Here is a 13,355-nt window from a genome sequence, read left to right on the forward strand (position 1 = left end):
CTCAGAGTCTCATTTCCGGAACATTGTCGGGAATGGCGAGCTCAGCCTCGGTCAGCGCCAAGACTTCGCCGACGCTGATGCCGGGCGCGGTTTCCAGGAGTGTCGCCTTGCCCCCGGGGAAGCCAATCACGGCCATGTCGGTCACGACGAGGTTGACGGGGCGTGCCGAAGTCAGCGGCAGCGTGCATTTCGCCACGATCTTCGACTTGCCCTTTGCCGCGTGCTGCATGGCCACGATGACGCGCTTGGCGCCGCTCACGAGATCCATGGCGCCGCCCATGCCCGGCACCATCTTGCCGGGGATCATCCAGTTGGCGAGATGACCATGTGCGTCGACCTGGAGGCCGCCGAGCACGGTGACGTCGACGTGACCGCCGCGGATCAGCCCAAACGACATCGCGCTGTCGAAGGTCGAGGCGCCCGGCAGCGCGCTGATCGGGCGCCCGCCGGCGTCGGTGAGGGTCGGATGGGCCATCCCCTGCTCGGGAATCGGCCCGGTGCCGATCAGGCCGTTCTCCGACTGGAAGAAGACTTTCAGATCGGACGGCACGTAGTTCGCGACCAGGGTCGGAATGCCGATGCCGAGATTGACGAGATTGCCGCTCCTCAACTCCTTGGCGACGCGCCGGGCGATGATGATCTGGGGATCCATGATGTCACCCGTTGGTGATGAGGTAGTCGACCAGCGGTGCGGGAGTGACGACGTGATCGGGCGCGATCACGCCGACGGGGACGATATGCTCCGCGGTCACGATGACGGTGTCCGCCGCCATCGCCATGATCGGATTGAAATTGCGCGAGGTGAGCGCGTAGGCGAGGTTGCCGAGATAATCGGCAAGGAAGGCGTGCACCAGCGCAAACTGCGCGCGTAGTGCCGTTTCCAGCAGGAATGCCCGGCCATCGACCTCGATCTGACGCTTGCCTTCGGCAACGAGGGTCCCGACGCCCGTCGGCGTCAGCACGCCGCCCAGGCCGCATCCCCCGGCGCGGATGCGTTCGACGAAGGTGCCTTGCGGGACTAGGTCGACGGCGATCTGGTTCGCCAGCATCTGCTGTTGCGCCTTCGGATTGAGGCCGATATGCGTTGCGGTCAGCTTCGACACCAGCGCCTGATCGAACAGCTTGCCGACGCCCCTGCCGGGCGTCGCGGCGTCGTTTGAGATCAGCGTCAGGCCTGCCTTGTGCTGGCGCGCGACCTCGTCGAGCAGGCGCTCCGGCGTCCCCACGCCCATGAAGCCGCCGACCATGATGCTGGCGCCCGCCGGGATCATTGCAACGGCTTCTTCGACGGAAACGGCCTTCATGGTTGAAACTCCCGGTCGGATATGGCAGGGCAGTAGCGGATGTTTGCCCACCTTCACCGCGGTCCTTTGATTTGCATCAAGGCTGACCGCCATTTGAATCATCGACGGCGATCCCGATGCTTCGGAGCATGTCGTGCCAAAGCTTGCGCACCTCACGGTGGCGGCGTTCCAATGCGGAATTGATGGCGTCGCGATGGGGCTGCAGGGTTGAGCTCTTCAGGATCATGATCTGGGTCTGGAGCATGCGGCCGCTCTCGAACTCGATCCGGCGCAGCGCCATCACGAACGGATCGGCCGCATTTGCGGCCGTCGGCAACAGTGCAGCCGGCCGGATCGCGGCGTGGACGGCATGCGCAAGCGTCGCGAGCCCTGCCGCCATGGCGAGGGGCCAATCGGGTATGTCGTGCACCGGTGCCGGGTACCAGGCGCTTTCCCAGCCGACGGCCATGTAACCCAGGCCGGGGTCAGGCGCCCAACTCGTGGCGCGGATCAGCAGGGAGACGATTTCAGTTTCGCGGAAGAGCTGCGCATTCAATTCGGTTTGCCAGCCGGACTCAAGCGTTGCGGGCAAGGTCAATGCGGACTGCCGCGCCAGCGCGCCATGCGCCGAGATCAGGAACGCTGCGATCCGCGTCTGCTGGTGCGGTGGAATGCGGCCGTCTGATGCGAGAGGATCGAGGAAGCCGCTCATGGCAGCGCTCGCTTGACCGGAATGGCGCGCAGATGATCGTAACCGGCGGGGAAAGGCGTAAGCTCGCCGCCAGGTTCCTCCGGCGCCACCCAGACGGCTTGATTGCCTTGCCAGCGGCCGGCCAGCACGTCCTCGGCAAAGCGTGCAAGCAGATCGGCCGTCAACGCGCCTTTCTCCAGCGTGAAGGCGTGGTAGGCCTTTGGAATGATCACCATCGAGCTGTTGGGAATCTCGATGCGCAATGTTTCGTGCACACTGCGCGGCGTCAGAAAATCGAACTCGCCGTTGAGGATCATGGTCGGAACAGCGATCGCCGACAGACGCGGCGTCAGCGGCTGGAAATCGAGAAACGATTCCATCAAGTTCTGAAGTGCGTAGACGTCGTTCACCAGCCAGCCCTGGCGCTTGACGCTGTCGAGCTTGTCCAACAGCGGCTCCAGCCATTGGTCTGACAGATTCATCGGCAGCAGCAGGTCCTGGAGATAACTCGTGCCGCCGAGGATCAGTCCGGTGCGCAGGGCGTTGCCAAGCAGCAAAAGCTGGGGTGACAGCTCCGCAAAGCAACTCATCGGCACGAGCCCGGAGAGCCGCCCGCCATGATCGATGGCGTATCGCAGCGCGATCAGGCCGCCGAAACTGACTCCACTCAGGAAGATGGGACCGTCCCCAAGCTCGTCGATCAGAAGGCGCAATGCACTGACCTGGTCGTCCTGGCTAATGTAGAGCGTCGGCTTGTCCGAGGCGCCCTGACCAAGCAGATCGAATGTCGCAACGCGAAAGCCTCGCGCGAAAAGCGCGGCGCGATAAGCGCCCCACAGCTCGGAATATTGCGTAAGCCCGTTCACGAGCACGTAGGCAGGCGCGCCCGTCGGCCCTTCGAGCTCATAGCGTATCCGATACGAGCCGTGGCTGAGGAAAGGCATCGCAAAAACTACCGACGATCTGATGCCTCCAATCCTCGACCTCCGCGCTGGAATTCCATTGAGTTAGATCAAAGCCCCCCGTGCCGAAGTGCCTAGCGTACGAAAAACTGTCCAGGGAGGAATCCGTCATGACCGGGACCGATATCGCGAAGCGTTGCTTCCTTGGCTTGATCGTGCTGCTGGTCGGCACCGCTCTCGCTGCCGCACAACCCTTTACCCGCCGCTCGTCGCAGGTGCAGCATGACGGCTTGAAGAAGACCTACGAAATCGCCAACTTCCGTCTTGGCGGCAAGTACGACCTGACCGATCCCTCCAAATGGGAGAATGGCGGCGAGGGAGGGGTCACGCTGGAATCCCTCGGCGCCGGCAAGCTGCGCACCGCCTATATTGCCATCGGCAACGCGCGTCGCAACGCCGCCGGCGAGATCACCAATGCCGTCGTGATCAACTCCTACTATTCCGGCGATTCCACCGACATGTACGAGCAGTGGGTGAAGGGCGCCGCGCTCTCAGGCGGCGTGCCGATCATTGGTCCGGGCCGCCCGATCGATACCGATCGCTACTATGTCATCATGGTCGACCCGCTCGGCACGTGGGGCGCAAGCAAGCCGTCCGACGGGCTCGGCGTCAAATTTCCACAATACAGCTACTACGACATGGTGCAGGCCAATTATCGCCTGCTGCGGGACGAGTTGAAGGTCGCGCGCGTCGCGCTCGTGACCGGCGTCTCCATGGGCGGCACGCAGACTTACGTCTGGGGCGTGATGCATCCGGAGTACATCAACGCCCTGATGCCGATCGGCGGAACCACGCAGTCGGATGGCGACGACCCCGTCGGCAATTGGACGTTCCAGATGATGACGGCAGCGATCCAGTCCGATCCGGTCTGGCAGGCCACCAACGGCGATTACTACAAGCTGCCCAAGGAGAAGCATCCGGTGCCGGGCGTTGCGTTCGGCTGGTCGATCCTCGGAATGACGGGTTACGACTTTGCCTTCCGTACGACCCAGAACTGGCCCGCCGTTCAGCCCGAGATCTTCTACTGGGATCCGCCGAACGAGAAGGCGGGATTGAACGTCACCAACCGCGCCAAGCTCTATGACGCAGTCGACCTCGTCTGGCGTAACCGGGTCGGCGAGACCCACAACATCAACCCCTATCTCGGCCGCATCCAGGCGCGCACGCTGGTGATGCACATTACGAACGACCTCTGGCTGAACTTTAAGCTGGCGCAGAAGGCCGTTGATCGCGTACCCGGCGCGGACCTGATCGCGCAGGAGAGCCCGGTCGCCCATTACGGCGTGTTCCCGATCATCAATCAGCGCAAGAACGATCCGAAGTTCGTTGCCTTTATGGACGACGTGGCAGCGCTCGATCGCGCCCAGAAATTCGTCGACAAGAATTATCGCACGCCCGATGTCGCCCAGAAGATCGATCCCAAGAAGTCGTTCTGGAAGGCCTATGTGACCTATCCCTATCCGGTCAAGTTCGCCGACGCCAAGGACAAGAGCGGCAATTCCTGGGAAATCGGCTACATGGACGAGTATGCCGGCACCGACAAGGACCCGAAGGTCCTCGTCATCATCCACGGCAAGGGCGCCTTCGGCGGCCACTACGGCAATATCATGCAATACGCATTGCGCAGCGGCCTGCGCGTGATCGTACCCGACCTGCCGCATTATGGGATGTCCGGGCCCGGAAATCTCGACAAGAGCCCGGCGCGCACGATGCAGGACATGCGCGAGGTGATCTACGACCTCGTCGTCAACCAGCTCGGCGTCAAGAAGGCCTACTATCTCGGTCATTCGCTGGGCGGTCAGTTCGTGGTGGGCTATGCCCTGACCTGGCCCGACGCGGTGCAGGGCCTTGCGCTGGAAGCGCCGTCGGGCCTCGAGGAATATCCCCGCGAGATCACCATCGCGAAGGACAAGAAGGCTCCTCTCTTTGCGGACGGTCTCGGCCGTGACTTCGACAAGTGGAAGCAGGTCTGGGACCAGACCGGAATCCTGGCAGCGGAGAAGGCGCGCGACGAGCAGAACATCCGCGACTTCTTCTATTTCAAGAAGCGTGACCCGGACACCGGCGCGGTGTCGGCCGCAAAGAGCGGCTATTTCTTCAGCGACAGCGAATACGCTCGCTTCCACACCGAGCAGCGCGTTGGGCTCACCAAGGGCAACCCGAAGGAGCTCGAGCAGTGGTGCAACGTGTTCATCTTCGACATCTACACCATCGGCGCAGAGCTTCAGCAGGACGACCCGAAGAACCTCTACGAAAGGGTCACTCAGATCAAGGCGCCGATCTTCCTCGCCTTCGGCGACAAGGAACCGTTCATCCCGACGCCCGCGTTCAACGGGCTGACGGACCTCGGCCGCGACGTCATCACGCCGTTCATGACGCGGATGACGAATGCCGGCAATCGGCCGATGCTCAAGATCTATCCGGAGACCGGACACTTCATCCATACCGACAACCCCGTGGAATATGCCGCCGATGTCGTGGACTTCGTGACGAAGGGAACGGTCGACACCTCGTCGCCGCTCGGCACCGACCGCATGATCAAGGGCGCGGTGGTATCGGCCTTGCCGGTGGCGCCAACGCCGCCCGGTGCGGCGCCGACGGCAGGTCTGAACAAATAGGATCCGTCCATGCCGAGAGTGCAGGCGGGCGACATCCAACTTGGCTGGAGGGAGTGGGGACGAGGCGACGTCACCGTCGTCTTCATCCACGGCAATCTCGCCAGCAAGGATTGGATCGAGCTTGCCGCGCCGATGTTTCCGACTGGACTCCGCGTGGTCGGAATTGATTGGCGTGGTTGCGGAGACAGCGACCGGCCAAAGCCGGCTTCGGACCATTCCAACTACACGATGCAGCAGCACGCTGAAGACATGCTGGCCGCCCTCGATGCGCTCGGAATCAGATTCTGCCACCTTGCGACCCATTCGACCGGAGGTATCATCGCCGCGCGCATGCTGTTGAAGCAGCCGCAGCGGTTCGGCCGCGTCTTTGCGCTGGATCCGGTGACCCCGCTCGGCATTGCCTTCAATGCCGAACAGATCGGGCTGTTCAGGGCGATGATGGCGAGCAAGGAGCTGACGCGGTCCGTGATGGCCACCGCCGCCTCTTCGCTGTTTGTCCCGGAGACCATGGGGTCAGGCAAGATCCCACGCTTTCGCGAGGGTCTCGGCGAGATCCAGGCTCTATTCGACCGGATCATCGAGCAGACCTTCGGCGTGTCGGAGGGGATCTGGATCGGAACGCCGGTCAACCTGACGCGCGAGAGCGAGAGCCGCGAGCTTGAGGGGCGCATGTCGGAGATCCGGCATCCGCACCTCGTTTTGTGGGGCGAGTCGGACGGTTGGATTGCACTCGCGGATCTGCGCGCCATGGCCGATGCGATGCCGGATTGTCGGCTGGTGATCGTGCCCCGCATCGGTCATTCGATGAACCTTGAGCGGCCGGCGCTCTATGCCGGCTATTTCGGAGCCTGGTTCGGAGGACTCACCGCGTAGCAGTCGACTTTGAAGAAGCTATTTCATAGTCGACTTGCGAGATGAGTATAAGCGCACTGATGCCGTCTCAGCGTCGCTGCGACACCAAGCGCATCCCATGATTTTGTCGCGTACTCAGGTCGAGATCGCCTTGGCCGATCCGACGCTGTCTCGTAGAACGAACTTCTGAATCTTTCCGGTGGACGTCTTCGGCAGCTCTCCGAATACGACGGCCTTCGGCGACTTGAACCCCGGCAGGTGCTCGCGACAGTAGCCGAGCATGTCGGCTTCGGTGGCGGTCGCGTTCGACTTCAACTCGACGAAGGCCCAAGGTACCTCGCCCCACTTTGGATCCGGCTTGGCGACCACGGCAGCGAACAGCACCGCCGGATGCTTGTAGAGCACGTCCTCGATCTCGACCGAGGAGATGTTCTCACCGCCGGAGATAATGATGTCCTTGGAGCGGTCCTTGATGATGACATAGCCGTCTTTGTCGACCACGCCGAGGTCGCCAGTATGGAACCAGCCGCCGGCGAAGGCATCGCGGGTGGCGTCGGCGTTCTTGAGGTAGCCCTTCATTACAATGTTGCCGCGGAACATAACTTCGCCGGTGGTCTCGCCGTCACGCGGCACCGGCTGCATGGTGTCGGGATCGATGACGGTGACAGCTTCCTGCAGCGGGTAGGGCACGCCCTGGCGGCGGGTGAGCTGCGCGCGGTCATCGGTTGAAAGGTCGTCCCAGCCAGGCTGGGCCGCGCAGAACGCCGCTGGGCCATAAACCTCGGTCAGGCCATACACATGAGTGAGTTTGATGCCGATGCTCTCGGCGCCGGCGAGCACGGCGACCGGCGGGGCCGCGCCGGCGATCAAGCCGTGGACGAATTTGGCGGCGTTGCCACGAGGTGCCCCCGGCGCATTGATGAGCGTGTTGTAGACGATCGGAGCACCGCTCATGTGGGTGACGCCATGTCGGGCAATCAGTTCGAAGATCTTGGCGGGGTCGACCTTGCGGAGGCAGACGTTGATGCCCGCGGTAACCGCAATGGTCCAGGGAAAACACCAGCCGTTGCAGTGGAACATCGGCAGCGTCCACAGATAGACCGGGTGCATGCCCAGGTTGGCCGCCAACACATTGCTGACTGCGTTGAGATAGGCCCCGCGGTGGCAGGTGACGACGCCCTTGGGATCACCCGTGGTGCCAGATGTGTAGCTGAGCGCGATCGCATCCCATTCGTCTTCGGGATAGCGGGGCAGGAACTGCGCATCGCCCTGGATGATTGCCGCTTCATATTCGACCTCGCCGATCCTTTTCCTGCCCTCGATTGTCGCATCGTCGACGTCGAAGATAAACGGCTTCTGTCCGGTCAGCAGTGTGGTTGCCTCCGTGACCAGGTCAGAGAATTCCGGGTCGACGAAGACGACCTTTGCGCTGCCATGGTCCAGCTGAAACGCGATCGAGGCAGCATCGAGCCGCAGGTTTAGTGTGTTCAGCACCGCTCCCACCATCGGTACGGCAAAGTGGGCTCATGCATGGCGGGCACGTTGGGCAGCATGGCTGCGACGGTGTCGCCGCCACCGACGCCGAGCGCGGTGAGATAGGCGGCCAGACGCCGACACCGATCGTAAGTCTCGGCCCATGTGAATCTGCGGTCCTCATAGATGGTGCTCGTGAGGTGCGGATACACGGTGGCCGTGCGCGTGAGGAAACTCAGCGGCGTCAGCGGTTGGAAATTGGCCGGGTTCTTGTCCAGGCCAGTGTTGTAGGGGCCAAGCATGTCTCCTCCTGTTGCACGAACATCGGGCCGGCATTCCAAACGGTCTCGTCGCGAGCCAACCGCGCGCAGTCTTAGCATCGCGCCGGCACCCCCAGAATCGGTCAACTAACGTATTGCAGCACTCCGCTGCGCAACGCAGACTCAACCATCCGGCCGTTTTCGCAATTCAAACGACAGCGCTCGAAGAACTAATCGAGCGAAATCGACGGGAGGACATCTACGGGAGGAGCAAATGCGCAACAGCTCGCAATGTCTTCGGAATAGCTCAGAAAATCGCTGTGTGATCTGCAACGGAAAGTTTGGTCTCGTCCGGTACTACAGTTGGCGAACCGCCCTCTGTTCAAAGAAGTGCCTCGAGCAGTTCAAATGCCGCGAGCAGAGTGATCGAAGATGGTTGCTCCGCTGGGTTCAGGCCGCTTGACATTTGGATCCTGCGGCGAGGCACACACAAGAAAAATTCAACGTTCGCGACAACGGAGGGTGCGCGGTGATGAGCGACTCGATTGTCCATTCGTACCTTCCGGAGCTCGAAGCATAAAACGTCCAACGATCCGCAGTGTTCGGCGAACGGATCATCGAAATCGGTCAGCTGACGTATTGTCGAATGGAGATGCGCGGACGAAAGTCGGCTGTCCGTCTGCGAGTAAACCGGGCCGGACGTTCGCCTGATGAGAAACGATCCGTCGAGGTGTGATCTACGGGCGAATTTCGTCGCTGCGCTCGTCTGCACCCAGTCGCCTATGCAAGGAGGTAACCCATGGACACTGCCGCCGCTTCCTCGTCCTGCACGTGCGTCCCGGGCACGCCTAACCGGATGCCGTGAAGCATCCTCTCGACCCGCTGACGGCAGCCGAAATCGCTGCGGTGATCCGGATCGTCCGCAATGATCCACAGTACGGCGCCGAATTTCTCTTCGAGACGATCGAACTTCTCGAACCTGAGAAATCGGTCGTACGTCAGTACAAGCCCGGAAATCCCATAAAGAGGGAGGCTCGGGTCAATCTGTTCAAGGTCAGGGAGGATGGCGTCTGGCGTCTGACGGTTTCGCTTGCGCAAGGAACAGTTCTCACGTCGAAATATGTGCAAACCGCCAAGCCGATGATTCAGCTCGAACAGTTCACGGCCATCGAAGACGCCGTGCGCGCGGCTCCCGCGTTCATTGCTGCCTGCAAGAAGCGCGGCGTCGAGGACATGTCGCTTGTCTGCATCGATCCGTGGTCGGCGGGCAATTTCGACATTCCGGGCGAGGATGGCCGATATCTCGCGCACATCTTCGCCTGGCTGCGTCTGCGGGAGAACGACAATCTCTATGCGCACCCGATCGGTGGCCTGAACGCCGTGGTCGATATCAAGACCTACGAGATCATCCGCGTGGACGACCATGAGATCATCCCGATTCCCGAGGCAGAGGTGAACTACGAGGCGGAGTTCATCAAGAAGCCGCGCACGCCCTATAGACCACTCAATATCGTTCAGCCCGAGGGCGTTTCGTTCAAGCTCGATGGACATCGGCTGGAATGGGACCGGTGGTCCGTGCTTGTCGGCTTCAATTCACGCGAGGGGCTAACTCTTCATGATATCAGCTACGATGGGCGACCGGTCGCGCACCGCGCCTCGCTGGTGGAAATGGTCGTCCCATACGGCACGACGGAGAAGGGGCATTTCCGGAAGAACGTCTTCGATATCGGCGAGTACGGCATAGGCAAGCTCGCGAACTCGCTGAAGCTCGGCTGTGATTGCCTCGGTGCCATAGCCTATCTCGATGCTCATCTCGCAACGATGGAAGGCAACGTCGTCACGATAGAGAACGCGATCTGCATCCACGAGGAGGATGCCGGCCTGCTGTGGAAGCATTGGGACTTCCGCTCCAACAACGTTGAGTCACGGCGTGCCCGAAGGCTGGTCATCTCGTGCATCGCGACGGTCGCCAACTACGAATATGGGCTGTTTTGGTACTTCCATACGGACGGCTCGATCCAGTTCGAGCTCAAGGCGACTGGCATCATCAACACGGCCGCCTGCCATCCGGGCCAACCTGGCAAATACGGCAGGGAGGTCGCCCCCGGCGTCGTCGGTCACATTCACCAGCACATCTTTTGCGCGCGGCTCGACATGAATGTCGATGGTGACGACAACAGTGTCGTCGAGCTCAATACGAAGGCCGATGCCTGGGGGCCGGATAATGCCTACGGCAACGGCTTCTACGAGGAGGAGACGGTTCTCAAAACCGAGCTTGGCGGGTGCCGCCAGGTGAACCCAGCGACCCATCGGGCCTGGAAGATTATCAACCCCAATCGCAAGAACTGGGTCGGCACGCCGACAGGGTACAAGCTCGAGGCCAGTCACCCCGTGACACCATTCATCCATCCCGAGTCGCCGTCGGGCAGGCGCTCGACTTTCATCAAGAACCAGCTCTGGGTGACGGCCTTCGATCCCGAAGAGCGATATCCGGCTGGTGAACACATGAACCACTCGGATGGGACGGGAGGTGTCTCCGACTTTGTCAGGAAGAACCGGAATATCGAGAACACTGATATCGTGCTCTGGCACGTCTTCGGTCTTCACCACCAGGTCCGCCCTGAGGACTTTCCCGTTCAACCCTGCATCTTCACCGGCTTCAAGCTGATGCCCAGCGGCTTCTTCGATCGCAATCCTGGCATCGATCTCGCGCCCGAGAGGAATGCCGCGAGTTGTCGTGCGCAGGCCGCCGAGTAGGGTGCAGCCCGCCGGCAAACCCGTCGCATTCCAGCTCGTCCGACCGGCGTCGTGCGCCGGTCGTGCCTCCTCCAGCTCGATGGCCTCCGCGGTGGTCGCTTTGGCGATCTTTGCAGGCTCGGCCGCACGGGTCCTCCCCGCGTTGCTGGCCGTCACGATCCAGCAAGATCGGGGCTTGCAGCCCTCCGACGTGTTCTTGCCGATCACGCTCGGCATTGTAGTCTCCGCGTGCGCATCGCCGTTCGCGGCGTACAGCCTCGAACGCTGCGGCGTTCGAGCGCCGTTGATCGCCAGTCTGGCTCTCCTTGCGACATCGCTGGCGTGGACGACGTGCGCCGCATCGCCATGGCATCTCACTGTGGCCTGGGGCCTGGGTTTTGGTTTCAGTGGCTCTTTGAGCGCCTCCCTTCTCGGCGCGATGGCCGGCAGCCGTGGCGACGCAGTGCATTGTGGGACACGGTTCGGTTTCCTGGCGTCGATGCAGCCGCTGGGATCGGCGGCGGGGCTGCTGCTGGCATCGCGTGCGGCCAATGCGCTCGATTGGCGCTTCGTGTTCCAGGCCGCTGCCTTCGGGGTGCTCGCCACGGCGTTCGCCGTGTCCTTGTCCCGATATCCCGACGAGGAGACTTGCCGCGAGAGCCCAAGTCCAAGCGGCACGCGGCATTGCGTCCAAAGGAGAAGAACTGGCGGTTCTGGGTCCTTGCCACGATCTTCTGCATCTGCGGCGCGTCGACATCCGGGCTGATCGATGGCCAGCTCGGTATGCTCTGCATGGGCGCGGGTCTCGACCTCACATCGAGCGCGGACGTCATGGCGATTGTCGTATTTGGCGGTGCGATAGGGAGTGTGGTGAGCGGGCATATCGCGGACCGTTGTTCAGCGCGAACGCTGCTGGCGCTCTACTTTTGCGTCCGCGCGCTCCTCTTGCTCTACCTTCCGTTTACCGGCTTCAGCCTGGTCGAATTGGCCCGGTTCGGCGCGCTCTATGGTCTTGATGCGGCACTGACGTTCCCTGTGCTGGTCAGATTGATGTCCGGAAATCTGGGCACGCGTCACGTCGGCAGAGCGATGGGCTGGATGACCGTGATGCACCTGGCAGGAGGCGTTATCGCTTCGGCCGGGATCGGCGCCCTTGGCCTGGGAGCCTATGCGGTCGGATTCGTGGGCGTCGGCCTCGCCTGCCTCGTGGCCGCGGGTCTCGTGGTGCTTCTGAAGGATGGGACTGCGCAAGCCGCGCCATCCAGCTGAAATTGTCGCTGCGGATCAATGGCCGGCAAAGGTCCGAGATCGCCGCGCGGGGGACTCCGCCAGCAGCAGTCCTTCGGACACCGCAAGCGCCGCGAGTCGCGTGCGCGAGTCGCAGCCCATCTTTGCGAGGATGTGCTCGATGTGCGTGGAGACCGTGCGGGGCGACACGAAGAGCTGCTCGGCGATGTTGGGATTTGACGCGCCGCTGGTCACGAGATGCAGGATCTGTACCTCCCGGAGCGAGAGATTATACGGCCAGCGAATACATTGTTCTGTGATCAGGAGGATGTTTCCACGGCAGGTCGTGATCGCAACCTGGTGACAGCGGCCGGCCTCGTCCGGCCAGACGAAGCGTTGAGCGCTGAGCGATTTCGCCTTCTCCAGCACCAGCCGGCGAAGTTCTCCGCCCTCGCCGAGATGCGGGCCCGGACTACGGTTGGGGAGGTGAAACGCAAAACCGTTCGGCGAGACGGCGATGGCATAGGCGCCTGGCGCCAGCTCATCGGCCAGCAGCTGTGGTGTCCTCAGCTGATCACATATGTTCAGCAGAATCGGGCGGAAGCGCTCGGTCATCTCGCGGTGCTCGTCCTTGGCGTGCGCCTCCTTGGACCAGCTCATGTGGATCGCCCCGATGTACCGGCCATCGGCGACGCGCAGGCACATCGTCGAGCCTTCCCTGAAGCCATCCGGCATCAGGTATTCCTGGGCGGTGAAGGTATCCGGCAGAGAGAGATTCCAGTCGCGCTTGTAATCTCGCCAACGCAGCGAGTGCGTGTCCCTTTCGCGCGCTATGGCGTAAGCGGGGCAGGTCCCAGGGAAGCCGTCCAGCACGTAGGACATCGTTTTGTCCGTGTATCCGTCAACCGCCAGGAAACGGTGATTTCGGGATATCGGATCCATCGCGACTAGCGCGATCGCCTCGCTCCTCACGAACTCGCGTAACAGACGAGTGACCTGGGTCGCTTGATCGATGATCTGATCATTCAGGGCTGCCGGCTGTGCATCGAGCTGCACCGTAGCCGACGTCGCGTGGTCGATCGCTGCCGATTTCACTGGGAGCCTCCAGCTCGTGAAAGATCTTGCCAACGGTTCTTGATCAAATCTTCTTCTTGGCCGCTATTGATCCGTTGGACCGGCGGCACCGCGTAGTGTTTCGCGTCCTCAGCAGAGCAAGGACCGCGCCAACCAATGCGAGCTGCCACATGACGATG

The 13,355-nt window shown here is 62.0% G+C and carries 10 protein-coding genes and 1 pseudogene; 5 read left to right on the plus strand and 6 right to left on the minus strand.

Features of this window, described 5'->3' with window-relative positions:
- Position 1 precedes the first annotated feature (1 nt).
- The 4 genes from ACVIIW_RS23525 to ACVIIW_RS23540 form a co-directional block, all read right to left on the minus strand.
- Positions 2–652 (minus strand): 3-oxoacid CoA-transferase subunit B, encoded by a 651-nt coding sequence (locus ACVIIW_RS23525; RefSeq protein WP_456702911.1) that lies wholly within the window; start codon positions 650–652, stop codon positions 2–4.
- A gap of 4 nt (positions 653–656) precedes the next feature.
- Positions 657–1,304: a CoA transferase subunit A gene (locus ACVIIW_RS23530; protein ID WP_456702912.1), complete on the minus strand. Its 648-nt coding sequence runs from the start codon at positions 1,302–1,304 to the stop codon at positions 657–659.
- Positions 1,305–1,380: 76 nt separating this feature from the next.
- Complete coding sequence (locus ACVIIW_RS23535) at positions 1,381–1,995, minus strand: hypothetical protein (protein ID WP_456702913.1); 615 nt, start codon at positions 1,993–1,995, stop codon at positions 1,381–1,383.
- Complete coding sequence (locus ACVIIW_RS23540) at positions 1,992–2,918, minus strand: alpha/beta fold hydrolase (protein WP_456702914.1); 927 nt, start codon at positions 2,916–2,918, stop codon at positions 1,992–1,994. Before ACVIIW_RS23540 ends, ACVIIW_RS23535 begins: the two co-directional genes overlap by 4 nt.
- A gap of 128 nt (positions 2,919–3,046) precedes the next feature.
- Between ACVIIW_RS23540 and ACVIIW_RS23545 the strand changes: the two genes are divergently transcribed.
- Both ACVIIW_RS23545 and ACVIIW_RS23550 read left to right on the plus strand, forming a co-directional pair.
- A complete protein-coding gene (locus ACVIIW_RS23545; RefSeq protein ID WP_456702915.1) occupies positions 3,047–5,554 on the plus strand; it encodes an alpha/beta hydrolase in 2,508 nt (835 codons plus the stop codon).
- Between the two features lie 9 nt (positions 5,555–5,563).
- Positions 5,564–6,427: an alpha/beta fold hydrolase gene (locus ACVIIW_RS23550; protein WP_456702916.1), complete on the plus strand. Its 864-nt coding sequence runs from the start codon at positions 5,564–5,566 to the stop codon at positions 6,425–6,427.
- A 114-nt stretch (positions 6,428–6,541) separates the two neighbouring features.
- Here ACVIIW_RS23550 and ACVIIW_RS23555 read toward each other — a convergent pair.
- Positions 6,542–8,181, minus strand: a pseudogene (locus ACVIIW_RS23555) (acyl-CoA synthetase).
- Between the two features lie 819 nt (positions 8,182–9,000).
- Here ACVIIW_RS23555 and ACVIIW_RS23560 point away from each other — a divergent pair.
- The 3 genes from ACVIIW_RS23560 (at position 9,001) to ACVIIW_RS23570 (ending at position 12,144) form a co-directional block, all read left to right on the plus strand.
- Entirely contained in the window at positions 9,001–10,896 is a 1,896-nt protein-coding gene (locus ACVIIW_RS23560) for a primary-amine oxidase (protein WP_456702917.1), read from the plus strand.
- A 100-nt stretch (positions 10,897–10,996) separates the two neighbouring features.
- On the plus strand, positions 10,997–11,641 hold the full coding sequence (locus ACVIIW_RS23565) for an MFS transporter (protein ID WP_456702918.1): 645 nt from the start codon (positions 10,997–10,999) through the stop codon (positions 11,639–11,641).
- Positions 11,642–11,667: 26 nt separating this feature from the next.
- Positions 11,668–12,144 carry an MFS transporter gene (locus tag ACVIIW_RS23570; RefSeq protein WP_456702919.1) on the plus strand — a complete coding sequence of 159 codons (477 nt, stop codon included), beginning with the start codon at positions 11,668–11,670 and terminating at the stop codon, positions 12,142–12,144.
- A 15-nt stretch (positions 12,145–12,159) separates the two neighbouring features.
- On the opposite strand, the gene ACVIIW_RS23575 is transcribed toward ACVIIW_RS23570, so the two are convergent.
- Positions 12,160–13,197, minus strand: a complete 1,038-nt coding sequence (locus tag ACVIIW_RS23575; RefSeq protein WP_456702920.1) for a response regulator transcription factor — start codon at positions 13,195–13,197, stop codon at positions 12,160–12,162.
- Between the last annotated feature and the right edge of the window lie 158 nt (positions 13,198–13,355).

It is taken from the genome of Bradyrhizobium sp. USDA 4449 (assembly GCF_054056275.1).